Source organism: Pseudohongiella spirulinae (assembly GCF_001444425.1).
Classification (GTDB): domain Bacteria; phylum Pseudomonadota; class Gammaproteobacteria; order Pseudomonadales; family Pseudohongiellaceae; genus Pseudohongiella; species Pseudohongiella spirulinae.
The window spans coordinates 1,737,359-1,761,298 of record NZ_CP013189.1 but is presented as its reverse complement, the minus strand read 5'-3'; the positions used below and the strand labels follow the sequence as shown (position 1 = coordinate 1,761,298).

The window sequence follows — 23,940 nt, the reverse complement described above, 5'->3', positions numbered from 1 at the left end:
TCGGTGTCTGAGGCTCTGTGCTGGCAGTCCCGGCAGCGTGACCGCACGCTGTTGTTTCTGTTGCGTTTGAGTATACCAATGGCCGCCATCGGTGCCGTGCTGCACAGCGGAATTGGTATTTTGCCGGGCGGCCTGATGATATCGGTCGTGTTGCTTATGCTTGGCCGGGCTCAGAAAATTCACGATGCACCGCTAAGCTGCGTGATTGAAAACGATACCTGTCTATTGTCATTAAAAAGCGGCCGCTGCCTGGTCGTCACGCCCGGTTTCGGTTTTCTGAGTACTCATCTGCAGTTGCTGTCCGTTCAGGATGCCAGTCGTCGGTGGCATATTATCTGTGCCGCCATAGGTATCAGCTCCGCAGAACAGCAACGGCAATTGCGTCGACTGCTGTTAGCCCTGCCTTCACTGCGGCGTGAGCACAGTGTCTGAAGCACTCCTGGCCAGATCCGGATAATCGATGGTGTAGTGCAGACCGCGGCTTTCTTTGCGCAGCAGAGCTGACTCCACAATCAGGCGCGACACCTGAACCAGATTTCGCAGTTCCAGCAGATCACGGCTGATCAGATAATGTCGATAATGGTAGGAAATCTCGTGCTCCAGCATCTGTATGCGTCGCCTTGCTTTCAGAAGTCGCTGGTCACTGCGCACAATACCAACAAAGTCCCACATGACCCGCCGTAATTCATCCCAGTTGTGAGCGACAATCACTTCTTCCTGTGACTGCGTGACGCGACTTTCGTCCCAGTCCGGGATTTTTTCTGGTGCGGCAGGCAGCCTGTCGATATGGGTGCGAATATCATCGGCAGCACCGAAGGCCAGTACAAAGCACTCCAGCAACGAATTACTGGCCATACGATTGGCCCCGTGCAGCCCCGTGCAGCTGGTTTCACCTATGGCATACAGATGATTGATATCGGTGCGTCCGAGTTTGTCGACCATCACTCCGCCACAGGTGTAGTGCGCGGCGGGTACTACCGGAATCCGGTCGCGGGTAATGTCAATGCCAAATTCCAGGCAACGGGCGTAGATTGTGGGGAAGTGTTCGCGTATGAACGCGGCCGGTTTGTGGCTGATGTTCAGATACACGCAATCACAGCCCAGACGTTTCATTTCATGGTCGATGGCTCTGGCGACGATATCACGTGGAGCCAGCTCGGCGCGTTCGTCAAACGCTGGCATAAAACGGCTGCCAGCAGGTAGTTCCAGAGTGGCGCCTTCACCGCGCAGAGCTTCGGTAATCAGAAACGAGCGCGCGTGCGGGTGGTACAGACAGGTTGGGTGGAACTGATTGAACTCCATGTTGGCTACCCGGCAGCCGGCGCGCCAGGCCATGGCGATCCCATCGCCGGTAGCACTTTCGGGATTGGTTGTGTACAGGTAGGCCTTGCTGGCTCCACCACTGGCCAGAACCACAAACCTTGCACGGAAGACTTCCACGCTTCTGCTTTCGTTGTTATAGACATAAGCCCCGACACAGTCATTGCCCTCCAGGCCCAGCTTCTGGCGCGTGATCAAATCTACCGCAAGGCGGTTTTCATACAGTGTGATGCCTGATGTCTGCTGCGCCTGACGCAACAGAGTTTCAAAGATGGCGCGGCCAGTGGCATCCGTGGCGTGAATGATGCGCCGGTGGCTATGGCCACCTTCCTGAGTCAGGTGCAGAGGTTTCAGATTGTCGGCATTTAATGGTTCAGATGCAGCGCCTGTGCCGGCTTCTTCGCGGGACATGACGGTAAATGGCACGCCTTGCTCCACTAACCACTGAATAGCCTGTTGGCTGTGTTCAACGACATGACGCACCATGTCTTCGTTGCAAAGACCCGCGCCGGCGTCCAGGGTGTCTGCTATGTGGGCATCAACGCTGTCGTTTTCGTCCAGCACGGCAGCAATGCCGCCCTGTGCCCAGAATGTGGCGCCCTGATTCAGGCTGCCTTTACTCAGTACGGCAACGCGAGCGAACGAGGCGGTTTTCAGAGCCAGACTGAGGCCAGCGGCACCACTGCCAATAATCAGAATGTCATAGTCGTACACAGTAATCAGCCTTTGCTGTGGTGCGGGGTCGAAGAATTCTATAGACTCTCAGAACTTTTGCAAATCCCGATGGTCAGTGTTCACTGGAGCGGGGCAGGTGGCTGAGGCGCAACACAGGTAGTATGAATAATCAGGTGACCGATAACCAGCTTGTCGAGCGGGTACTGCAGAACGACACGCGGGCTTTTACATTGTTGGTCACGCGTTACCAGCATAAGGTGCTGGGCCTCATAAGTCGTTTTGTAAAAGATCCGCACGAGGCAGAGGATGTGGCCCAGGAAGCATTTCTGAAAGCGTATCGTGCATTGCCCAATTTTCGGGGTGACAGTGCTTTTTATACGTGGTTGTATCGCATTGCTGTGAATACCGCCAAAAACCATCTGGTCTCGCGGGGGCGCAGGCCGCCCAGCACCGATGTCGACATGGATGATGCGCAGCTGGTTGATGATACCAGCACCCTCAGAGAGCTCGATACACCTGAAGCGAATATGGAAAAAGAAGATCTTCGGCGGGTCATCTATCAGGCCATTGAAGAGTTGCCTGAGGAGTTGCAGACGGCCTTCAGTCTGCGTGAGTTTTCCGGTCTCAGTTACGAGGATATTACGGAAGTGATGAATTGTCCTGTTGGCACGGTTCGCTCGCGGATATTCAGAGCCCGGGAGGCGATTGACAAGCGGGTTCAGGAGTTGCTCAATAGTTGATGTCATTTTTTTGCCATAGTTCGGCTTTTTCAGGGAACTAAGTCAGGCACTGGTAGTCTTAAGTACCAGCATCCCGGAACAGACAGAGGTATGTATTGCATGCAGCAGGACAGCCAGACAGGTCAGAACCAGATTGATGATGAAGCGTTGTCGGCATTGATTGACGGCGAGTTAAGTGATTTTGAACTCCGTCGCCTATTGAGCCGCCTGGATGAAAATCCCGACTTGCTTGAGCGCTGGGAGCGTTACAATCTTGCCGAAGCGGCATTGCAGCCCGAGTTGATTCGTCGTCCGATGAGCAGTTCTGGCAGTCAGTCGTTTGCGCGTCGCGTGATGCAACAGGTGGCTGACGAGCAGCCTCTGCAGGCTACTCCGTCAAAGTCGCAGTGGCGTATCGCTGTGGGTCGGGTCGCGGTCGCGGCATCTGTTGCGCTGGCAGTATTTGTTGGCATGCAGACCGTATTGCCGGGAGACGGCCAACCATTGCTGGCGGGCAATACCGACAGCCAGAAGGCAGACTCTTCAGACAGTGCGGTGTTCAACAGTGAATCCAGACAGGTTGCCGTTCAGGCGGATGCCCAGCAACGGCTTAACGAGTATATCCGCAGTGTGAATATTCCGGCCCGGGCTGCTAACGCGCCAGCACCTTTTAATGTGCTGAATGAATCACCCCTTCTGCGACCGGTGTCTGACCGGGAGCTGGTCGAGACGCCAGCCAGAGAGCCAGCGTCAGGGCAGTAATGGGATTTTTTGCGGGATATGGTCCAGAGCAGTGTTCTCCCTGAGAAGGTTGCTGGAGCAGGTCGGCAAAGCCAGGTATTTAGAGTAAGCGAAGTATGTAGAGTAAGTGCATTTAGTGGTGTGTGAAGCCTGTCAGGCCTTATTTTCAGCTGGGAAACAGCTGAACAAACCCGGGAACTTAGCTGTCTCGGGTTTTTTTTATCTGCAATTTACTTCGCCATTGAACCCCATGACACATCGCGGTATGTTAAAGCCTGTTTATCAGTTTTCAGGAGTGGATATGGCAGAGCATCAATGGCACGCACGCAGGGCAGTCGGTTTTTTTATGTCCTTTGGCCTTCCCGTGTTGCTGACCTGCCTGTCTGTGACGGCGGTTGCACAGTCCGGACTGCCTGATTTTGTGTCACTGGTAGAAGCCAACAGCCCCTCCATTGTTAACATCACCACGCGCCAGGAAGTTCCGGTTCGCAACAGCTCCAGGCAACGTGATATTGAAGAATTATTGCGCCAACTGCAGCCCGATGGGGAGTCGGCTGAAATCCCGGAACTGCCGCCAACCCGACCGCGAGGTGGTGTAGGTTCCGGTTTTATCATCAGCGATGATGGCTACATTATTACCAATCACCATGTGGTCGCGAATGCTGACCGAATAACAGTGACATTGACCGACCGACGGGAATACATTGCTGACATCATAGGCAGTGATGAATTGTCTGACGTGGCCTTGATCAGGATTGATGCGACTGGCTTGAATCCGGTTATTTTCGGAGACTCCGAGCAGGTCAGGGTTGGAGAATGGGTATTGGCGATCGGCTCGCCCTTTGGTCTGGAGTTCTCAGCTGCGGCAGGCATTGTCAGTGCCAAGTCGCGCAATGTCCCTTCGCGTGGTCCAGCCAACTATGTATCCTTCATTCAGACTGATGTGGCGATCAATCAGGGTAATTCAGGGGGGCCGCTGTTTAATCTGGCTGGTGAGGTGATCGGAATCAATTCGCAGATCCTTAGCAGTACAGGTGGCTCTAACGGTATTTCGTTTGCAATACCGAGCAATATGGCACTCAATGTGATTGAGCAGTTGCGCGAGAACGGTACCGTAGCACGCGGATTATTGGGCGTACTGATTAAAGATGTGGATCATGCCTTGTCGCAGGCTTTTGGCCTGAACCGCCCCAGAGGCGCTTTTGTTGACGAAGTTCAGCCTGGCAGCCCGGCAGAGCGGGCGGGGGTCCGCACCAATGATATTGTTCTGGCATTTAATGGCACCCAGATTGAGCAGTCTGCGCAGTTACCGTTTTACGTTGGTCAGGTTCGCCCGGGTACTCAGGCAGTCTTGACAGTCATGCGTGAGGGACGACAGCTTGATCTGGATGTAGTAGTTGGCGCGTTGCCAAGTAACGATGTTGCCGCTTCAGGCGCAAGCAGACCCAGCAGCAGAGGTAATTCACTGGCCCTGACAGTCACGCCATTGCCATCAGGGGCAGCGGATGATGTTCCGGAACTCGCCGATGGTGGTGTGATTATCGACGAGCTGCGCGATGGTCCCGCACGGGCCGCCGGTCTGGCCAGTGGTGATGTGATTGTAACGCTCAATCACCAGCCAATTGGTTCTGTTGCAGATTTTAACCGGGTCGTTGAATCCTTGCCGGAAGAAGGTTTCGTGGCAGTGCGCGTAGTGCGCAACGGCCGTGGTACAACACTGGTTGTGGAGCTGCGCTAGGCCCGAAAACCCCTGACAGCAGGCGCCGGATCATGTAGACTTGGCGCCTTCTGGATTATGGGTGTACCGCTTAAGTGACTGATCTCAACCGCATTCGCAACTTCTCAATTATCGCTCACATTGATCACGGCAAATCGACTCTGGCTGACCGTTTTATTCAGTACTGTGGTGGATTGACCGATCGTGAAATGGCTGAGCAGGTACTGGACTCGCTGGACATTGAGCGGGAGCGCGGTATCACCATCAAGGCACAAAGTGTGACGCTTTTCTACGATGCGAAGGACGGCGAACGCTATCAGCTCAATTTTATCGATACGCCCGGACATGTTGATTTCTCATATGAAGTGTCCCGTTCACTCGCTGCCTGTGAGGGTGCACTGCTGGTGGTCGATGCGGGACAGGGTGTTGAGGCGCAGTCGGTAGCGACCTGTTATACAGCTATCGAGCAGGGCCTGGAAGTTATTCCTGTACTCAACAAGATGGATCTGCCGCAGGCTGATCCCGACAAAGTACGCCACGAAATTGAAGAAATCATCGGGATTGATGCGTCGGTCGCAGTTCCCTGCAGTGCCAAAACGGGCATGGGAGTGCAGGAGGTGCTTGAGGAGCTGGTTCGCCTGGTGCCGCCACCTCAGGGGGACAGAGAGGCTCCGCTGCAAGCCTTGATCATTGATTCCTGGTTTGACAATTACCTTGGGGTCGTGTCTTTGGTCCGAGTTAAACAGGGCACTCTGCGCAAAGGTGACAAAATTATTGCCAAGAGCATTGGCAAAGCTCACTTGGTGGATCATGTTGGTTATTTTGATCCCAAGCGCCATGACCTGCCGCAGCTGCAGGCCGGCGAGGTGGGTTACGTCATCGCGGGAATCAAGGACATCAAGGGGGCGCCGGTTGGTGATACCCTGACCTTGTCTTCCACACCCGATACACCGGCATTGTCAGGTTTCAGACGAATTCAGCCACAGGTGTATGCGGGTCTGTATCCGGTGTCTGCCGATGACTTTGAAGACTTCCGGGATGCGCTCGAAAAATTGACACTTAATGATGCGTCGCTGTTTTACGAACCTGAAAGCTCGGATGCTCTGGGTTTTGGATTCCGCTGTGGTTTCCTGGGCATGTTGCACATGGAGATTGTGCAGGAACGTCTTGAGCGCGAATATGACATCAACCTGATCACAACTGCACCCACCGTGGTTTATGAAGTTGTGCTGCGTAACAATGAAGTGGTCAGGGTGGAAAGCCCTTCGGCGCTGCCGCCAACTGCGTCCATTGTTGAAACCAGAGAGCCGATTGTGCTGGCCAGTATTCTGGTACCTCAGGATTATGTGGGGAACATTATCAACCTCTGTGTCGCACGCCGGGGTGTGCAGCGTGACATGCAGTTTATTGGCAGCCAGGTTTCTCTGACCTATGAACTGCCTATGGCCGAAGTGGTTATGGATTTCTTTGATAAACTGAAGTCGGCCAGCCGTGGTTATGCCTCTCTGGATTATCATTTTGTGCGCTTTCAGCCAGCCAGTCTGGTGCGCCTTGATGTGCTTATCAATGGTGACCGTGTTGATGCGCTGGCCTTGATTGTGCATCGTGACCAGGCACACAGCAAAGGCCGTGTACTGGTTGAAAAAATGAAGGAATTGATTCCTCGCCAGATGTTCGACGTGGCTATTCAGGCGGCGATCGGCGGTCAGATCGTCGCCCGCTCGACGGTCAAGGCACTGCGCAAGAATGTTACGGCCAAATGTTATGGCGGCGACGTCACACGGAAAAAGAAATTGCTGGAGAAGCAGAAAGCCGGCAAAAAACGGATGAAGCAGGTGGGTAACGTGGAAGTACCGCAGGAAGCGTTTCTGGCCGTACTCAAGGTGGATAGCTGATGGATATCGATTTTGCGCTGGTATTGGTGATTCTGGTCGCAGTTTGTGGATTTATCTGGCTGCTGGATCATTTTCTGTTTGCCGCATCGCGCAAAAAACAGGGCAAGGAAGAAGAGCCGGTTGTTGTTGAATATGCCAAGTCATTTTTCCCCGTCCTGTTAATTGTGCTGATGTTGCGCTCCTTTGTTATTGAACCTTTCCAGATCCCCTCCGGCTCCATGATTCCCACCCTGGAAGTGGGTGATTTTATCCTGGTAAACAAGTATCACTATGGTCTGCGTTTGCCTGTAATCGGCACAAAAATCATGGCGAACAACGAACCGCAGCGCGGCGAAGTAATGGTGTTTTTTCCACCTCACGAGCGACGTTATTTTATCAAGCGTGTGATCGGTCTGCCCGGTGATACCATTGAGTATGAGAATAAGGTGCTCAGAATCAATGGTGAGCCTGTTGATATCGAAGTGCTCGGTGATGTGCAGCTGGAAGCTGGTGGAGCAATGCGCGCTGGCATTCTCTTTAATGAAACGATCGGTGTAGCGACACATCAGGCCCAGATCGTCAATAATGACATGCGTCGCAGCTCAAGAACCTCGTGGGTTGTGCCGCCAGGACATTATTTCATGATGGGGGATAACCGGGATAACAGCGCAGACAGTCGGGTCTGGGGTCCGGTACCGGAACAGAACATAGTGGGTAAAGCGTTTGCTGTCTGGATGCATAAAGAACCCGGCCTTAATCTGCCGACCTTTAATCGAAATCAGCTGATAAACTGAGTGACGTTGCATGACAGGGTCATCGTCTCTGGGCCAGTTAGAGAAAAGACTGGCTTATCATTTTGAAGATTCCGCACTGCTCAGGCTGGCCCTGACTCACCGCAGTGCCGGTGCCGAGCATAACCAGCGACTGGAATTTTTGGGTGATGCAGGCCTGGGAATGATCATGGCTGACCTGCTGTATCAACAATGGCCCGACAGTCCCGAAGGCTCGCTGAGTCAATTGCGCGCCAGTCTGGTTAACCAGCAAACCCTGGCAGCAGTAGCGCGTGAACTGAATCTGGGTGATTATCTGACACTGGGGCTGGGGGAACGCAAGAGCGGAGGACGCCAGCGCGATTCGATTCTGGCTGATGCCATGGAAGCGGTCATTGGTGCTGTATTTCTTGATGGTGGTTTTGACAGGTGTCGGCAGTGCGTGGCGCATCTGTTCGCTTCGCGACTTGAACAGACTGTGCCGGCAGACAGTAAAGATGCCAAGACCCGGCTCCAGGAATTGATGCAGGCCAGGGGTCTGCCCTTGCCTGATTACACTGTAAAAAATATTGATGGCGCTGAGCATCAGCAACAGTTCCAGGTTACTTGTCAGCTGGCACTACTGAGCCACGCGGTGAGCGGCTCTGGTCGTTCACGTAAACTGGCCGAACAACAGGCAGCCAGCAAGGCACTACAACAATTGGCAGGCGAGGGAAAAGCAAGGTGACTGATGTGACTTCGCGGTGCGGATTCGTGGCCATTGTAGGCCGTCCTAATGTCGGGAAATCAACCCTGCTTAACCACTTGCTGGGTCAGAAGATCAGTATTACGTCCCGCAAGCCCCAGACCACCCGTCATCGTATAACTGGCGTCTATACCGAAGGTAATACGCAGCTTGTTTTTGTTGATACTCCCGGTCTGCATAAAGAGCAGCACAAAGCCCTGAACCGGCTCATGAACGCAACGGTACTCGATGTGCTCAAAGATGTAGATGTCGTGCTGTTTGTGGTCGAGCGGCTGGTTTTTAATGATGAAGACCAGATGGTGCTGGACGCTTTGTCAGGTATCAAAGTGCCGGTGTTACTGTTAATCAACAAGATTGACCAGATTGATCGTCGTGAAAAACTGTTACCCCATATGGAGCGCTTATCCAGGCTTTATAACTTTGCAGAAATTATCCCGCTTGCTGTACTGAATGGTCATAATCTGGATACAGTGCTTTCCTGTGTAAAAAACTACCTGCCGGAAGGCGGATTTCTTTATCCCGAAGATCAGATTACCGACCGTTCGTCCCGATTCCTGGCGGCTGAATTGATACGGGAAAAGATCACTCGGCAACTTGGCGACGAGCTGCCTTATGAGGTTACGGTGGAAATTGAGAAGTTTGAACAGCAGGGTGCCGTACTGCATATTCATGGGCTGATTCTGGTTGATAAGGCTGGTCAGAAACAGATTATTATCGGACGTGACGGCGAACGTCTGAAATCCATCGGCACGGCGGCTCGTCTTGATATGGAAAGAGCTTTCGAACACAAGGTAATGCTCAATCTTTGGGTAAAAGTGAAGTCAGGCTGGGCCGATGATGAGCGCGCCCTGCAGAGCCTGAGTTGAATTCATGCGAATCGAGCTGCAACCGGCTTATCTGTTGCACAGTCGTCCCTATCGGGACTCCAGCGCCCTGGTGGATCTGTTAACGCTGGATCACGGACTTATTCGCGCCGTCGCACGGGGTGTTCGCGGGCGTCGCAGGAGCACGGCACTACAACAACACCAGTTGTTGCTGGTGTCCTTGAGCGGACGCGGTGAACTCTTGACGCTGACACATACCGAGCAGGCCGCGGCCGGTTTTTTTCTTACCGGACACCGGCTGTTCAGCGCTTTGTATCTGAATGAGATTCTGGAGCGATTACTGCAGCCCGCTGACAGCCATCCGGCGGTTTTTCGCCTTTATCAGCAGACGTTGCTGCGCCTGCATGAAGAGTATCCACTGGAACCCTTGTTGCGCAGCTTCGAATGGTCACTGCTGCAGGAACTGGGTTACGAAATTGATTTCAGCGCTCTGGAGCCGGGGCATTGCTATCGCTTTGACCCCTTGAATGGCTTCGAGCCAGTCGCTTCCCTGAGCGATCGCCGCGATTTCGCTGGTCAGGCTCTTTTGTCACTAAAAAAGGTATTGACTGGTGACCCTTTGTTGATGACGCTGGAACAGCAGTCCGATGCCAAACGCCTCATGCGTCAGGCGCTGGGACCACTACTGGGAAACAAACCCCTGATGAGCAGGCATCTTTTTATGGCAGGTACAGAATGACTCAGGCCCTGTCGCCGGCTCGTTCTGTCCTTTTGCCTACCCCCATTGCCCAATAAAGGGTAAAATTGCGACTTTGTCAGCAACAAGACTGCTTGAATTATGTCAAATCAGAATGCCATCCCGACAGGATCTGCCTTCCCCACGATTGAATCACAGATTGGCAACACGCCCTTGGTCCGTCTGCAACGCCTTGGTGCACAGGATGGCAATACCATTTTGCTGAAACTTGAGGGTAACAATCCGGCCGGATCGGTAAAAGACCGCCCGGCTTACAATATGATTCTGCAGGCAGAGTTGCGCGGAGAAATCAGCCCCGGTGATACGCTTATCGAGGCCACCAGTGGTAATACGGGCATTGCGCTGGCAATGGTAGCAGCTATCAAGGGTTACAGAATGATCCTGATAATGCCGGAAACTATGTCGCAGGAGCGGAAAGCGTCTATGGCTGCCTACGGTGCGGAACTTGTACTGGTCAGCGACGAGCAGGGCATGGAAGGTGCCCGTGATCTGGCTGAACGAATGAGCCGGGAAGGGCGCGGCAAAATTCTCGATCAATTTGGCAATCCGGATAATCCTGCTGCCCATTATCATGGCACCGGCCCTGAGATCTGGCGCGATACACAGGGAACAGTCACCCATTTTGTTGCCTCAATGGGGACCACAGGCACGATAATGGGTGTATCTCATTACCTGAAAGAACAGAATCCCGAGATCCGTATAGTGGGTCTGCAGCCAAAAGATGGTTCTAAAATTCCTGGTATCCGGCGCTGGCCACAGGAATACCTGCCGCGCATTTTCGAACCTGCTCGTGTTGATCAGATCATCGATATTGATCAGCAGGATGCTGAGCAGACCATGCGTGCCCTGGCCAGCGAAGAAGGCATTTTCTGTGGTGTGTCTTCGGGCGGTTCCGTTTACGGCGCGCTGCAACTCAGCCGACAACTGAGCAATGCTGTTATCGTAGCGATTATCTGCGACCGTGGTGATCGTTATCTTTCCACTGGTGTTTTTTCCTGAGTCTGAATATGCGCAGATCTAACCGAAGACGGCAGCAATTGCCCGTTGATCCTGTACGTTTAACAATTGATCGTGTCGGGCATGACGGTCGGGGTATTGCCAGTAATGAAGGCAAAGTGGCATTTGTGGAGGGAGCGCTTCCGGGAGAAACGGTTGATGCGGTTTTTATCAACCGGCGTGGCAAGTACGATGAGTTGCGCGTGCAGCAGATTATTGAACCGGTTGCCCAACGCGCGGTACCGCCCTGTGAATTTGCTGCGGTATGTGGTGGCTGTGTTTTGCAGCACATGCAGGCAGATGCGCAATTACAATTAAAGCAGCAGATCCTGCTGGAGCATCTGCGACACAGCCCTGCCGCACTGACAGAGTTTGAATGTCTGCCGGCTATGAGCGCAGATAATCTCGCTTATCGTCGCAAGGCGCGCCTTGCTGTGCGTTACGTGCACAAAAAAAATGATGTGTTGGTTGGATTTCGGGAAAAGGCCAATTCGTTTATCGCCGATATGGAGTCCTGTGCTGTTCTTGTGAGACCTGTAGGCTCTTTGATCAGGCCCTTGCGGGATCTGCTGATGTCAATGGACGGAAAACGCGATATTCCCCAGATCGAGGTCGCGGTGGGCGAACAGAAATGTGTGGATGACGACGAGCTTGACAAGGTGCTCAGCGTCAGCCTGATTCTTCGTCATCTGGAAGCATTATCCGAAACTGATCTGAATCGTCTGAGAGACTTTGGACAGTTGCACAATATTCATTGGTATCTGCAATCCGGTGGTCCCGCTACAGTAAAAAAATTCTGGCCGCCAGATGAGAACAAGGAGTTGAATTACTTTCTGCCCGATCCGTTGGGCGATATTGAAATGCGCTTTCGGCCTGATGACTTTACTCAGGTCAATGCAAAGATTAACCGTCGCATGATCAGGCAGGCGCTTGAGTTGCTGGATCTGACCGAGCTCGACAGGGTGCTCGACCTGTTTTGCGGGCTTGGCAATTTTACGTTGCCGATGGCGAGGCGTTGTGCTCAGGTGACCGGCGTCGAAGGCAGTGATTCCATGTTGCAGCGTGCTGCCGACAATGCCAGCCGAAATAATATCGATAATGTGCAATTTCATGTTGCGGATCTGTTTACTGAGTTTGATACGCAGAGCTGGGCCAACGGGGGGTATAATAAATTGCTGTTGGACCCGCCGCGCTCAGGTGCTATTGAAATAGTGTCACGCATAAATGAACTGGCACCGGACGTGATTGTTTATGTGTCCTGCAATCCGGCAACCCTGGCTCGTGATGCTGCCCAGTTGGTGATGTCGGGATATCGAATGACGCATGCCGGGGTGATGGATATGTTCCCTCATACGGGGCACGTCGAGTCGATGGCCCGTTTTGAACGCGTGTCTGAAGGTCGTTGAGCAGAGAAAGTTATGGTCCAGGTTCGTGAAGAATACTCATTCAACGCCGATGGCAGCGTTAATTTTGAACAATGGATTGGCCGGCTGGAAAGTTATGTCGGCCTGGACCGTCATGATCAGATCAGAAGCGCCTGCGATGTCAGTTGGCAGGTTGAGCAGCAGGCAATAGCGGCAAAGAATATCTGGTCGCCTGGGGTCAGCAGCTATCGAACCGGGCTTGAAATGGCGGAAATTCTGGCACAACTGCATCTGGACAGTGAGGCCATTATTGTTTCGGTTCTGTATCGTCCGGTTCGCGAATCACGCCTGACGCTGGATGCTGTGCGTGAGGACTTTGGTGACAGTATCGCCACCTTGCTGGAAGGCGTGTTACGCATGGCGGCGATCAATGAAACGGATACCAGCCACACACGCGTGCTGGGACAGTCTCAGGATCAGGTAGAAAACGTCCGCAAAATGCTGCTGGCCATGGTTGATGATGTGCGGGTAGCTCTGATCAAACTGGCTGAGCGAACCTGCGCCATTCGGGCGGTAAAAACGGCAACTGAAGAGAAACGCCGCCGGGTGGCGCGCGAGGTTTTTGATATCTACGCGCCTTTGGCTCATCGCCTGGGTATCGGTCAATTGAAGTGGGAGCTGGAAGATCTGTCTTTCCGTTACCTGCAGCCCGACAATTATAAACGTATCGCCAGTCTTATAGATGAACGACGGGTAGACAGGGAGCGTTACATTACCGAGGTTACCGACGAGCTGCGCCGCCAGTTTAATCGGGCAGGAATCGATGCTGAGATTAACGGACGGGCCAAAAGTATCTACAGCATATGGCGCAAGATGCAGCGTAAGCATCTTGATTTCAATCAGATATATGATATTCGGGCGGTGCGGGTACTGGTGCCGGATGTGCGCGATTGTTATGCTGCGCTTGGCATAGTGCATAATCTGTGGCGGGTGATTCCACATGAGTTTGATGACTATATCGCCAACCCCAAAGAAAACGGATATCAGTCATTGCACACCGCCGTGATCGGACCTGAAAACAAAGTGTTTGAGATTCAGATCCGGACGTTTGCCATGGATGATGATGCCGAATTGGGTGTATGCGCACACTGGCGTTATAAAGAAGGTATTAACGACCCCGAATATCGGGATGGTTTTGACGGCAAAATTGAATGGTTGCGACAGGTACTGGCCTGGCATGATGAAATGGGCATGGTTGGCGGTCTGGCTGAACAGCTTCGCACTGATGCCGGTGTTGATGATCGTATTTACGTGTTCACACCCGAAGGTCATGTAGTTGACCTCATGGCAGGTGCCACGCCCCTCGACTTTGCCTACTATGTGCACACAGAGGTCGGAAATCACTGCTCAGGTGCTAGAGTCAACGATAAGTTGGTGCCCTTGAACTACCGACTCAAAACGGGTGATAGAGTTGAAGTTTTGTCCAGCGACCTGAATGAGCCGAGCCGTGAGTGGCTGAAGCCGCACCTTGGGTATGTCAATACTCCCAGAGCCCGGGCGAAATTGGTGCAATGGTTCAAAAGTGGATCGCGTGAAGAGAATCTGGAGTTCGGTCGTCAATGGCTGAACACTGAATTCAGTCGCCTGGCGATGCCGGATATCGCTTACGAAGAGATAGCACGGCGTCTTGGTTGCAAGAACGTTGACGGCCTTTTTATTTCAGTCGGTACCGGTGCAATCGAGGTGGATGAGGTTATCGAGATTACAAATCAGGTACTGCCGTTGATATCGCATGACGATCTGTTTTCAGAACGTGCTGACGAGTCTTTGACGGATACATCGCCGGTCATCGTAAATATCGAGATTCTGGCACGCGATCGGGCGGGTTTGTTGCTGGATGTCACTACCATACTGGCCAGGGAGTCCATATACGTACTCTCAATTGCCACCCGCAGCGACAGGCGTGAAGGAACAGCTGTCATGCAGCTTGAAATTGAAGTGTCGTCATTCAACAGTCTGGCGCGCGCTCTTGATCATTTGAATGACCTGGAAAGCGTAATCGATGCCCACCGACAGGACACCCAAGCGTGAACGATAAACGACGACAGACTCAGTCATTTGCCCGATTGGTTGAGTTAATGGCGGATTTGCGCGACCCGGAGCACGGCTGTGCCTGGGATCGCAAGCAGACACTGGAGTCGTTAAAGCGCCACACTCTGGAAGAAGTGTACGAAGTGATCGATGCCATTGATGAAGGTGATGCCGCAAAAATCCGGGATGAGCTGGGTGATTTGCTGTTTCAGGTGGTGTTTTATGCACGTATTGCCCAGGAACAGAAATTGTTTGATATCGCAGATGTTGCCGATGGAATCGTCGGTAAACTGTTGCACCGTCATCCGCATATTTTTCCGGATGGCACACTGGAAAGTTTTGGTCAACCATCAGACCTGACCGCCGAGCAGGTCGAGAAAAACTGGGAACTGATCAAAAACGCCGAACGTCAGTCCAGGGCGGATCAGGCTTTTGTGAGCGTGATGGATGATGTGCCACGGGCCATGCCTGCGCTTGAAAGGGCCGGCAAATTGCAGAAACGCGCTGCATCGCTGAGCTTCGACTGGCAGGACGTGGACGGTGTCCTGGCGAAATTGACAGAGGAAATTGATGAGCTCAGGTCAGCCATTAGTTCTGGTAATGCCCGGCAGCAGTCCCATGAGTTGGGTGATGTGTTGTTTACCTGTGTCAATCTGGCGCGTCATCTGAAACTTGACCCCGAAGGCGCAGTGCGTGACGCTAATGCCCGCTTTGAAAACCGGTTTCGCTTTCTGGAAGATCGCGCAGCACATCAGGGCGTATCAGTTTCGGATGTTCCGATCGACAGGCTGGAAATCTGGTGGTGCGATGCAAAGGCACAAGAACGCTAATCAGCAATACGAATTTTATCAAGTAACAGGAGAAGGACATGCGAATTATCTTATTGGGTGCGCCCGGCGCCGGAAAAGGAACACAGGCGCAATTCATTACGTCGGCTCTGTCGATACCACAGATCTCTACCGGTGACATGCTGCGTGCGGCTGTTAAAGCCGGTACTGAGCTTGGCAAGCAAGTGGAAAACGTAATGAACAGCGGCGGCCTGGTAACAGATGAGATCATCATAGCCCTTGTTAAAGAGCGAATTACTCAGCCCGATTGCGCCAATGGTTTTCTGTTTGACGGCTTTCCGCGAACCATTCCGCAGGCTCAGGCGATGGTGGATGCCGGTATCGATATTGATCGTGTCATTGAAATTCGTGTGGATGATGAGGAGATTGTTTCCCGCTTGTCGGGTCGCCGGGTGCACCCCGATTCGGGTCGTGTGTATCACATCAGCCATAATCCGCCCAAAGTAGAAGGTAAGGACGATGTGACAGGTGAAGATCTGGTTCAACGAGAAGATGACCAGGAATCTACAGTCCGTAAACGTCTTGCTGTCTACCATGAACAGACTCAGCCGCTGGTGAGTTTCTACCAGTCCATGGAAAAACTGGGTGGCGGATTGCAGTTTATCAGTATAGATGGTCAGGATGATGTGCAGAATATTCGACAGCAATTATCCGAAGTTCTGACTAAGTGAATCAAAAAACAATCAGTTTTTGCATAAACAGAGTGTAATTAAACACAAATTTAATGCATATCACTGTATAGCAAAAAAATTTTGTGTTATCGTCCAGCTCAAACGTGGCTGAGTGCGCGTTTAAAATAAGATGGTGGTTTTCTTCCACAGTTTTGGAGAGATAAAAGTATGGCCAAAGTTAAAGCAAAAAAGAAGACGTCTGCCAACTCAGCGGTGAAAAAAATGAAAGACGCTGCCTTGGCAAAAGCTGAAGCCTCTCTGGTAAAAGTTGAGAAAGAATTGGCGATAGGCAAAAAGAAAGTAGAAACTGCAGAAGCGAAAGCGAAAGCAGCCGCCGCTAAAGTTTCGAAGAATGCCACTGCCGCAGGCAAAAAGGCATTGGCCAGTGCTGAAGCTGCGGCCAAAAAAGCCTCGGCCAATCTCTCGTCAGTAAATGACAAACTGAAAGATGCCAAAGCCCAGGTCAAGGCAATGCGTGATGCTGCCAAAGCCAAGGCAGCGGCTGAGGCCAAAGCTAAAGCAGAGGCAGAGCGTAAGGAAGCCATTGCTGCTAAAGCAGAAGCTGATCTGGAGAAAGCTGTTAAAGCATTTGCGTCGCAGTGGATGAAAAAGCGCAAAAAAGTCGATGCAGCTAAAGAAGCGGCCCGTATCAAGAAAATCAAAGCACGTGAAAAGATAGCAGCCAAGAAAGCAGCAGCCAAAGAACGTGCCGCTGCAAAAAAAGCAGCGGCTAAGGCTCGTGCAGCGGCCAAGGCGAAAGCTGCCAAAGAGCGTGCAGCTGCGCGTAAAGCCGCTGCCAAGGCCAAAGCCGCAGCTAAACTGAAAGCTGCTCGTGAAAAAGCAGCCGCTAAAAAAGCGGCGGCAAAAGCCAGGGTAAAAAAAGCTGCTCCCAAAAAAGCGACACCCAAAACTGCAGTAAAAAAAGCGGCCCCCAGGAAAGCAGCACCTAAAAAGGCAGCACCCAAAAAGGCAGTAAGCACAAAAACTGTTGCCAAAAAAGCGGCGGCAAAAAAAGCACCAGTGAAAAAAGCGGCCCCTAAAAAAGCCGCGGTAAAAAAAGCGGCGCCCAAAAGAGCCCCGCGGGCAAAGAAAGCCACTCCAGCAGCCAGCGCCTGACCTCTGACTGATCTCAGGCTGGCCACTTGTGATAGCGGCCAGCCTGAGTAATCAGTGGAATAAAACATACCCGCCATGATTCCCCGCATTCTTGCCATTGATACCAGCGCCGCCCTCTGTTCAGTTGCGCTGCATAACGGCGTTCAGCAATTTTTTAATACCAGTGTCAACACCCGTCGACATGCCGATGACCTGTTGGCCATGGTTCAGGGTCTGTTGGCAGAGTCCGGTCTCACACTGTCTGATCTGGATGCCATAGCCGTGGTCAGTGGTCCAGGTTCCTTCACGGGATTGAGAATAGGTCTGGCGGTTGCTCAGGGTCTGGCATTCGGCTCGGATAAAGGAATTATAACGGTGTCGGCTCTGGCGATGCTGGCCCGTTGTGCAGCGAGCCAGTTGCAGAGCACTCAGTCATCGTTCGCTGCTTTGATGGCGGCTAGAGAACAGGAGTATTACCTGGGTGTGTATCAGGATGCGCTGGGTCAATTCCCGAACTGCCTGCTCGCTGACCAGGTTATCGATGCGGACGATGTGAGGGCTGCATTGCAGGGCGTACCTGTCGGGCAACTGGTCTTCGCTGGTTCAGACTGGCGCTCTCTGGGTATTGAGAATTCGCTTGAGTGTTTGCCTGATGCACGCGTTCTCTTATCTCTTGCAATTCAGCAATTCGAGAAGACAGGAACCATAGCACCTGAACTTGCCGCCCTCAGTTATCTTAAGGAAGAACTGCCGTATCGAACGGTAGAGCACCAATGAACGACTCTGAGGTCGACGACGCACTGCCTGCCGGTCTGAAGCTGGAACGTACTGCTCAGGGCTTAACGCTGCTGTCAGAAACCGAACCAGATGCAGGTGCAGTGCGGGTCGATTTTTTAACCCCGGAAATTGGTTACAGGCGTCACCAGCCTTTAGGCAAGGAGATGCTGATTAAAGCGGTTGGTGGTGTGGTCGATAATCGCCGGATTGCTGAGGTCCCCAGCATCATTGATGCGACCGCTGGTTTGGGGCAGGACAGCTTCATGCTGGCGTGCGCCGGTTGGCAGGTGATCATGCTTGAACGTTCACCGGTGATTCATGCTCTGCTGAGTGACGGTATTGCGCGCGCAATATTGACCGCCCACCAGTCGAATGACGCTACATTGATTGCCATCCTGGACCGAATGCGGCTGCAGGCAGCTGTCGACAGCGTCTGCTTTTTGCGACAGACAGAACCGGTGGATGTGGTGTATCTCGACCCCATGTTTCCGGAGCGCAACAAGTCAGCCCGGGTTAAAAAGAATCGCTATCTCCTCCAGCATCTGCATGGCGCTGAGGCACAGGGTGATGGCCTGCTGATGGCAGCGCTGGACGTGGCACGCAAAGTGGTTGTCAAGCGACCGAGACTGGCGCCAGCCCTGCAGGACAAGGCGCCCTCGGCCAGTATTGCAGGCAAGACGGCCCGCTTTGATATTTACGTTGGCAAAAGCAGGCGTTGCATTATCCGCTCATAGATTTGCGACAGTTTATCCAGATCAGCGACCTTCACATATTCGTCTATCTTGTGAATGGTGGCATTACATGGTCCCAACTCGACCAGCTCAGCACCAGTCGGTGCGATAAAACGCCCGTCAGATGTGCCACCGCTGGTGGAAGGTTGACAGACAACACCGGTCTCCTCGCGTATGCTCTCGGTAACGGCACTGATCAAGGTGTCTCCCCGGGTCAGGAAGGGCAAGCCTGACAACTTCCAGTCCAGAGAGTATTCAATATCATGCTGACCCAGAATCTCTTCAGTGCGTTCGCGAATGGCCTGCTCATCCAGTTCGGTCGAAAAGCGCCAGTTAAACACCACGTCCAGGTTGCCGGGGATAACGTTATCAGCGCCTGTTCCGGCATGGATATTGGAGATCTGAAAGGTTGTGGGAGGAAAGGCTTCGTTACCTTCATCCCAGACTGTGGCGCAAAGCTCATGCAGAGGCTGCATGGCTTTATGTACTGGATTGCTCGCCAGGTGAGGATAGGCAACATGACCTTGCACACCATGCACCGTCAGTCGACCGTGCAGAGAGCCGCGTCGGCCGATTTTGATCACATCTCCCAGTGTATCGGTGCTGCTGGGTTCTCCGACAATACACCAGTCAATCTTTTCACCGCGGGATTCCAGCACCTCAATGACTTTGCGGGTACCGTTGATTGCTATACCTTCTTCATCTGCCGTGATCAGAAAAGCTATCGATCCGTGCGGCGGTTTGCCCTGTTCACGGCATTGGCCCACAAAGCGCTCGCATGCCGTTATCATGGCCGCCAGGCTGCCTTTCATGTCAGCGGCACCGCGGCCGTAAAGCCTGCCCTGGCGTATAGTGGGTTCAAAAGGTGGCGATTGCCACTCTTTCTCCGGTCCGCTGGGTACGACATCGGTGTGCCCGGCAAAACATAACAGGGGAGAGCGGTCGCCAAAGCGGGCCCAGAAGTTATTGACGTCGCCAAAGCGCATCGTTTCAATGCTGAAACCGAGTTCGGTCAGGCGATCAATCATCAACTGATTACAACCCTTGTCATCGGGGGTAACCGAGGGGATGCGAATCAGCTCTTCAGCCAGGTCAACAGTGGGGCTCTTCATAGTCAGTCAGTTCCGGTCAATTATGGCTGTGCAGCTCTTCATTCAGGGCAATACGGGTTTTGTTGGTTTTGCATTCCACTGCACCGGTTTGCGAGTTGCGCCGAAACAGCAGGTCACTTTTTCCGGACAGCTCCCGAGCCTTGATCAGATCTACCTGCTGTCCGTCATTGTCCAATAAGGTGACTTTGGTGCCACCGGTCACATACAGGCCCGCTTCAACGATACAGCGATCGCCCAGTGCTATACCGATGCCGGCGTTGGCACCAATCAGACAGTCCCGCCCGACGGAAATGATGGCTGTGCCGCCTCCTGACAAGGTGCCCATGGTTGAGCAGCCGCCCCCCAGATCGCTGCCTTCGCCGATGATAACGCCTGCCGATATGCGACCTTCGATCATGGCTGTGCCTTCTGTACCCGCATTGAAGTTTATAAAACCTTCATGCATGACAGTGGTGCCTTCGCCCACATAAGCGCCCAGTCGAACCCTGGCAGTATCGGCAATCCGTACACCGGCGGGTACGATATAGTTGGCCATCTTGGGGAATTTATCGACTGATATAACATCCAGAAACTGGCCACTCGCCCGCGCTTGCAACTGACGCTGTGGTAGATCTTCAATCGCAATGGCTCCCTGATTGGTCCAGGCAATATTTCGCAATATACCAAAAGCACCCTGCAGATTGACCGCGTGAGGTTTGCACAGTCGATGGGACAGCAAATGCAGTTTCAGGTACACCTCAGCGATGTTTTCCGGCGCTCGATCTTCGGCGATAAAACAGGCGATCAAGGTCTTGTTGCCGTCCGCTAACTGCGTGGCGATCTGCTCGTCAAAGGGGCAGGCGGATTCACGACTCAACTGCTGTAGTTGATCCGGATTGATTCGCAGACTGGCATTGCCGGACTGATAAGCCATCAAGTTGGCAACTGGTGCAATTAACTCGGCAGCCGGATTAAGCAGCGGCTGCGGATAATAGACCTCAATAATGGTGCCGGAAGTGTCTGTAGTAGCGATGCCGATAGCAAAGCTGTGAAGTGAATTAAAGCTCATCATTCAGTTTCCTGCCAGGTGTGATAATTGTCGGGGTCAGGCCGTGCGGCGCAGGTAGTCATTTAAGGCGGCGTATCCGATCAGCCAGTCGCCTTGCCCGGTTTTAACGACCGGGCGCTTGATCAGTGTTGGATACTGCAGCAAGGTGTCGACAAGCGCGACGCGACTGCTGATCTGTTGCTGCTGTTCGCGGGTCAGTTGTCGCCAGCTCGTGCTGCGTTTATTGACCAGTTCCGAAGCCTCCAATGCATCCAGAAAGGTCTCGATCAGGTCGCGTTCCAGGCCCTGTTCGCGAAAGTCGTGCAGTACCCACGCGCGTTTTTCTTTATCAAGCAGCTGCTGCGACTTTTTTACGGTATCGCAGTTCTTTATGCCGTACAGGGTAATCATTCACCTAGCTCCTGCTGCAGTGCTTCCTGCAACTGTCTGATGCGCTCCGGATCGGTGATCGGCTGATCATTGGCATCGGCAATAAAAAATAAATCCTCGACTCGTTCACCCAGAGTTGCGATGCGGGCATTCAGAAGTTGTATGTCCTGCTCGGCAAACACTTTTCCGATGCCCGCCAGGATGCCCGGTTTATCAATACAGTTAATCTCAAGCGTTGACCACTGCTGATCAGGTTTGTTGATCAGGTCGGTCTCAATCTGCTGACCGAAATGCTGCAATTTGCGAGAGCGGCGCTTTTGTGCGACCCGAAGGTGTGCGGAAGGCTCCTGCAGGTAATCAGTTAACATGGTTTTTATCTCGGCAATGCGGCGGGGATTTTCGCCGATGGGTGTGCCGTCAGATTGCAATACCGAGTAAGTATTCATGCAGTAGTTTTTACTGGAGGTAAAAATCCGTGCGTCATGAATATTCAGCCCAAGTTGCTCCATGGCGGCGGCACTGGCTGCAAACAGATAATTGCGGTTAATGGTGTAAATAAAAATATGCGTGGCGCCTTCGGCCAGTGTGTCCGCCGTATCCTGCACCAGCACCAGCGTTTCCTGCTCGGGATGCATGCGCTGGTGTTCTGCGATCGATTCAGTGTGCCAGACGATATTGGCGACCGACTCACGCACAAAATATTCATCGTCGGTGTTTTGCCAGATACTCTGCACGGTTTTCTCGCTGAACCCCTTGTCAGCCAGTTTCAGCAGGGCGCTTTCCTGTTTATCCTTGATTCTGTCTGCCCGGTCGATAGGATTCTCAAGCCCTCTGCGCAGGGCTTTTTTGGTGCTCAGGTACAGTTGCCGCAACAATGAAGCACGCCACGCATTCCACAAGGTGGGATTAGTGGCATTGATATCGGCTACTGTGAGCGCGTACAGATAATCAAGGTGCAATTTATCACCCACCTGAACGGCAAAATCGTGGATGACTTCGGGGTCGGAGATATCTTTACGTTGCGCTGTCATGGACATCAGCAGATGTTTGCCAATCAACCAGCACACTAACTTGGTGTCCCAGGCGCTCAGATGATGGCGCCGGCAGAATTCGGTTGCATCGTTCATGCCCAGAGTCGAATGGTCACCGCCGCGGCCCTTTGCGATGTCGTGATAAAGGCCGGCAATATACAGCAACTCGATTTTAGGTAATTTGTGGGCTATGTGGGCAGCGATCGGATAGTTTTCTTCGGCTTTGGGCAGCCTGAACCGACGCATATTCTCCACCACCTGAAGGGTATGTGCATCAACCGTGTAAATATGAAACAGGTCATGCTGCATCTGGCCGGTAATCGCACCGAACTCGGGCAGATAACGCCCCAGCACGCCGTAACGAGCCATACGACGCAGCTGTGCGGTCAGGTCATGCGGTGAACGCAGCAGCTCCATAAAAAGGCTGGTGTTTCGTAAGTCGTTGCGGAATTTGTCGTCAATCAGCGTTCGGTATTCACGGATAAGCCTGATAGTGGACGCACGGATGCCTTGAATTTCCGGGTTTTGTGCCATCAGCACAAAAATCTCCATCAAGGCGAAAGGAAATTTTTTGAAAACTTTGTCATCACGGACTTCGATGTAACTGTTGCGAATCTGAAATCGCTTGTTGATGCTGGTGATCTCGGCTTTTTCACCGGCTCTCAGAATTACTTCGTCGAAATGTTGCAGCAACACGTCATTCAGCACTCGCAGCATCGCGACTGCGCGATAGTATTCCTGCATCAGTTTTTCAATGGCCAGACTTTTATCATCATCCTGATAGCCAAACATCGCTGCCAGATCGCGCTGTTTGTCAAATAACAGGCGGTCCTCCTTACGTCCTGCCAGCAAATGAAGGCCGTATCGCAACTTCCATAACAGCGCCTCACCGCGACGCAGTTGTTCATACTCATAAGCTTGCAGAAAACCAAGTTCTACCAGTTCTTGCAGGGTGTCAGCATCGTAGTGCCGTTTGGCTATCCAGCCGATGGTCTGAATATCGCGCAATCCACCCGGCGATGTTTTGACATTCGGTTCCAGTGCGTAATCAATATCGTAATATTTCTGATGGCGGGCAATCTGCTCGTCGCGTTTGGCTTTAAAAAACTCTCTGGCAGGCCAGACATCATTGGCCTGCGTCATATCTATCATCTGTTGTCGCAGGGTCTCAGGGCCGGTAATAGTGCGCGACTCCATCAGGCTGGTCGCGACCGTGATGTCTTTCAGGGCTTCGTCGCGGCATTGTGATACAGTTCTGACGCTTTGCCCGATCTCAAGGTTGAGGTCCCAGAGTAAGGTAAAGAAAGCGCTGAGCGCCTCACGATTAGAATTGGCATAATCCTCTTTCATCAGCAGTAGCAGATCGATATCTGAATGAGGGTGTAATTCACCGCGCCCATATCCGCCGACCGCCAGCAGACTGATCTGATCGGCATGTTGCCAGGCAAACTGTTGCCAGGCGCGTTTTAACAGTTCATCCATAAACTGCGCCCGACCGGTGATCAGAGAAGTGATATCAACATTATCCCGATAACGTCTATCCAGCTCCTGACAGGCAGTCTGTAGTGCTTCGCGGAGAACTTCCGCAGCCGACTCGCCACCCGTCAAGCGTTGATCAACGCGGTTGAAGTCGACTAATTGATCGGCGTACAAAGCTGTTGTCAT

Annotated in this window: 22 protein-coding genes; 17 read left to right on the top strand and 5 right to left on the bottom strand. The window is 52.7% G+C overall.

Annotated features, from left to right (window positions below):
- Window positions 1–3 precede the first annotated feature (3 nt).
- Window positions 4–432, top strand: a complete 429-nt coding sequence (locus tag PS2015_RS07990; protein ID WP_058021711.1) for a hypothetical protein — start codon at window positions 4–6, stop codon at window positions 430–432.
- Here PS2015_RS07990 and nadB read toward each other — a convergent pair.
- Window positions 406–2,043, bottom strand: coding sequence for an L-aspartate oxidase (gene nadB / locus PS2015_RS07985; RefSeq protein ID WP_058021710.1), 1,638 nt, complete (start codon window positions 2,041–2,043; stop codon window positions 406–408). The two genes, PS2015_RS07990 and nadB, sit on opposite strands and share 27 nt — an antisense overlap.
- Window positions 2,044–2,156: 113 nt before the next feature.
- On the opposite strand from nadB, the gene rpoE reads away from it, so the two are divergent.
- The 16 genes from rpoE (at window position 2,157) to PS2015_RS07905 (ending at window position 18,718) form a co-directional block, all read left to right on the top strand.
- Complete coding sequence (gene rpoE, locus PS2015_RS07980; protein WP_058021709.1) at window positions 2,157–2,735, top strand: RNA polymerase sigma factor RpoE; 579 nt, start codon at window positions 2,157–2,159, stop codon at window positions 2,733–2,735.
- A gap of 99 nt (window positions 2,736–2,834) precedes the next feature.
- Window positions 2,835–3,476 (top strand): sigma-E factor negative regulatory protein, encoded by a 642-nt coding sequence (locus PS2015_RS07975; protein WP_058021708.1) that lies wholly within the window; start codon window positions 2,835–2,837, stop codon window positions 3,474–3,476.
- A gap of 280 nt (window positions 3,477–3,756) precedes the next feature.
- Entirely contained in the window at window positions 3,757–5,193 is a 1,437-nt protein-coding gene (locus PS2015_RS07970) for a Do family serine endopeptidase (RefSeq protein WP_237113297.1), read from the top strand.
- 74 nt (window positions 5,194–5,267) lie between these two features.
- Window positions 5,268–7,067 (top strand): translation elongation factor 4, encoded by a 1,800-nt coding sequence (gene lepA / locus PS2015_RS07965; protein WP_058021706.1) that lies wholly within the window; start codon window positions 5,268–5,270, stop codon window positions 7,065–7,067.
- Entirely contained in the window at window positions 7,067–7,840 is a 774-nt protein-coding gene (gene lepB / locus PS2015_RS07960; protein WP_058021705.1) for a signal peptidase I, read from the top strand. The genes lepA and lepB overlap by 1 nt, the downstream gene beginning before the upstream one ends.
- A 10-nt stretch (window positions 7,841–7,850) precedes the next feature.
- Window positions 7,851–8,543 (top strand): ribonuclease III, encoded by a 693-nt coding sequence (gene rnc, locus PS2015_RS07955; RefSeq protein ID WP_058021704.1) that lies wholly within the window; start codon window positions 7,851–7,853, stop codon window positions 8,541–8,543.
- Entirely contained in the window at window positions 8,540–9,427 is an 888-nt protein-coding gene (era, locus tag PS2015_RS07950; protein ID WP_058021703.1) for a GTPase Era, read from the top strand. Before rnc ends, era begins: the two co-directional genes overlap by 4 nt.
- Before the next feature lie 4 nt (window positions 9,428–9,431).
- The gene (gene recO, locus PS2015_RS07945) at window positions 9,432–10,124 is read left to right on the top strand and encodes a DNA repair protein RecO (RefSeq protein WP_058021702.1); all 693 of its coding nucleotides are present in this window, start codon (window positions 9,432–9,434) and stop codon (window positions 10,122–10,124) included.
- Between the two features lie 99 nt (window positions 10,125–10,223).
- On the top strand, window positions 10,224–11,141 hold the full coding sequence (cysM, locus tag PS2015_RS07940; protein WP_058021701.1) for a cysteine synthase CysM: 918 nt from the start codon (window positions 10,224–10,226) through the stop codon (window positions 11,139–11,141).
- 8 nt (window positions 11,142–11,149) lie between these two features.
- Complete coding sequence (gene rlmD / locus PS2015_RS07935) at window positions 11,150–12,544, top strand: 23S rRNA (uracil(1939)-C(5))-methyltransferase RlmD (protein WP_058021700.1); 1,395 nt, start codon at window positions 11,150–11,152, stop codon at window positions 12,542–12,544.
- A gap of 12 nt (window positions 12,545–12,556) precedes the next feature.
- Complete coding sequence (locus tag PS2015_RS07930; RefSeq protein ID WP_058021699.1) at window positions 12,557–14,593, top strand: RelA/SpoT family protein; 2,037 nt, start codon at window positions 12,557–12,559, stop codon at window positions 14,591–14,593.
- The gene (mazG, locus tag PS2015_RS07925) at window positions 14,590–15,423 is read left to right on the top strand and encodes a nucleoside triphosphate pyrophosphohydrolase (RefSeq protein ID WP_237113296.1); all 834 of its coding nucleotides are present in this window, start codon (window positions 14,590–14,592) and stop codon (window positions 15,421–15,423) included. Before PS2015_RS07930 ends, mazG begins: the two co-directional genes overlap by 4 nt.
- A gap of 38 nt (window positions 15,424–15,461) precedes the next feature.
- Window positions 15,462–16,112 carry an adenylate kinase gene (adk, locus tag PS2015_RS07920; RefSeq protein WP_058021698.1) on the top strand — a complete coding sequence of 217 codons (651 nt, stop codon included), beginning with the start codon at window positions 15,462–15,464 and terminating at the stop codon, window positions 16,110–16,112.
- A gap of 168 nt (window positions 16,113–16,280) precedes the next feature.
- Window positions 16,281–17,228, top strand: a complete 948-nt coding sequence (locus PS2015_RS07915) for a hypothetical protein (protein WP_156412689.1) — start codon at window positions 16,281–16,283, stop codon at window positions 17,226–17,228.
- A 75-nt stretch (window positions 17,229–17,303) separates the two neighbouring features.
- Entirely contained in the window at window positions 17,304–17,984 is a 681-nt protein-coding gene (tsaB, locus tag PS2015_RS07910) for a tRNA (adenosine(37)-N6)-threonylcarbamoyltransferase complex dimerization subunit type 1 TsaB (RefSeq protein WP_058021697.1), read from the top strand.
- On the top strand, window positions 17,981–18,718 hold the full coding sequence (locus tag PS2015_RS07905; protein WP_058021696.1) for a class I SAM-dependent methyltransferase: 738 nt from the start codon (window positions 17,981–17,983) through the stop codon (window positions 18,716–18,718). Before tsaB ends, PS2015_RS07905 begins: the two co-directional genes overlap by 4 nt.
- Here the strand turns inward: PS2015_RS07905 and dapE are convergent.
- The 4 genes from dapE to PS2015_RS07885 are packed head-to-tail and all read right to left on the bottom strand — an operon-like array spanning window position 18,679 to window position 23,940.
- Window positions 18,679–19,827 (bottom strand): succinyl-diaminopimelate desuccinylase, encoded by a 1,149-nt coding sequence (gene dapE / locus PS2015_RS07900; protein ID WP_058021695.1) that lies wholly within the window; start codon window positions 19,825–19,827, stop codon window positions 18,679–18,681. The genes PS2015_RS07905 and dapE overlap by 40 nt on opposite strands.
- Before the next feature lie 16 nt (window positions 19,828–19,843).
- Window positions 19,844–20,875 (bottom strand): 2,3,4,5-tetrahydropyridine-2,6-dicarboxylate N-succinyltransferase, encoded by a 1,032-nt coding sequence (dapD, locus tag PS2015_RS07895; RefSeq protein WP_058021694.1) that lies wholly within the window; start codon window positions 20,873–20,875, stop codon window positions 19,844–19,846.
- 36 nt (window positions 20,876–20,911) lie between these two features.
- Complete coding sequence (locus tag PS2015_RS07890) at window positions 20,912–21,265, bottom strand: ArsC/Spx/MgsR family protein (protein ID WP_058021693.1); 354 nt, start codon at window positions 21,263–21,265, stop codon at window positions 20,912–20,914.
- Window positions 21,262–23,940 (bottom strand): [protein-PII] uridylyltransferase, encoded by a 2,679-nt coding sequence (locus PS2015_RS07885; protein WP_058021692.1) that lies wholly within the window; start codon window positions 23,938–23,940, stop codon window positions 21,262–21,264. The genes PS2015_RS07890 and PS2015_RS07885 overlap by 4 nt, the downstream gene beginning before the upstream one ends.

Excerpts from the sequence above, each read along its gene's own strand:
- dapD (WP_058021694.1), bottom strand. The coding sequence starts at position 20,875 with ATGAGCTTTAATTCACTTCACAGCTTTGCTATCGGCATCGCTACTACA.
- PS2015_RS07885 (WP_058021692.1), bottom strand. The coding sequence starts at position 23,940 with ATGACAACAGCTTTGTACGCCGATCAATTAGTCGACTTCAACCGCGTT.
- rnc (WP_058021704.1), top strand. The coding sequence starts at position 7,851 with ATGACAGGGTCATCGTCTCTGGGCCAGTTAGAGAAAAGACTGGCTTAT.
- PS2015_RS07915 (WP_156412689.1), top strand. The coding sequence starts at position 16,281 with ATGGCCAAAGTTAAAGCAAAAAAGAAGACGTCTGCCAACTCAGCGGTG.
- lepB (WP_058021705.1), top strand. The coding sequence starts at position 7,067 with ATGGATATCGATTTTGCGCTGGTATTGGTGATTCTGGTCGCAGTTTGT.
- PS2015_RS07930 (WP_058021699.1), top strand. The coding sequence starts at position 12,557 with ATGGTCCAGGTTCGTGAAGAATACTCATTCAACGCCGATGGCAGCGTT.
- adk (WP_058021698.1), top strand. The coding sequence starts at position 15,462 with ATGCGAATTATCTTATTGGGTGCGCCCGGCGCCGGAAAAGGAACACAG.
- cysM (WP_058021701.1), top strand. The coding sequence starts at position 10,224 with ATGTCAAATCAGAATGCCATCCCGACAGGATCTGCCTTCCCCACGATT.
- dapE (WP_058021695.1), bottom strand. The coding sequence starts at position 19,827 with ATGAAGAGCCCCACTGTTGACCTGGCTGAAGAGCTGATTCGCATCCCC.
- rpoE (WP_058021709.1), top strand. The coding sequence starts at position 2,157 with ATGAATAATCAGGTGACCGATAACCAGCTTGTCGAGCGGGTACTGCAG.
- PS2015_RS07905 (WP_058021696.1), top strand. The coding sequence starts at position 17,981 with ATGAACGACTCTGAGGTCGACGACGCACTGCCTGCCGGTCTGAAGCTG.
- PS2015_RS07890 (WP_058021693.1), bottom strand. The coding sequence starts at position 21,265 with ATGATTACCCTGTACGGCATAAAGAACTGCGATACCGTAAAAAAGTCG.
- recO (WP_058021702.1), top strand. The coding sequence starts at position 9,432 with ATGCGAATCGAGCTGCAACCGGCTTATCTGTTGCACAGTCGTCCCTAT.
- tsaB (WP_058021697.1), top strand. The coding sequence starts at position 17,304 with ATGATTCCCCGCATTCTTGCCATTGATACCAGCGCCGCCCTCTGTTCA.
- PS2015_RS07975 (WP_058021708.1), top strand. The coding sequence starts at position 2,835 with ATGCAGCAGGACAGCCAGACAGGTCAGAACCAGATTGATGATGAAGCG.
- rlmD (WP_058021700.1), top strand. The coding sequence starts at position 11,150 with ATGCGCAGATCTAACCGAAGACGGCAGCAATTGCCCGTTGATCCTGTA.
- PS2015_RS07970 (WP_237113297.1), top strand. The coding sequence starts at position 3,757 with ATGGCAGAGCATCAATGGCACGCACGCAGGGCAGTCGGTTTTTTTATG.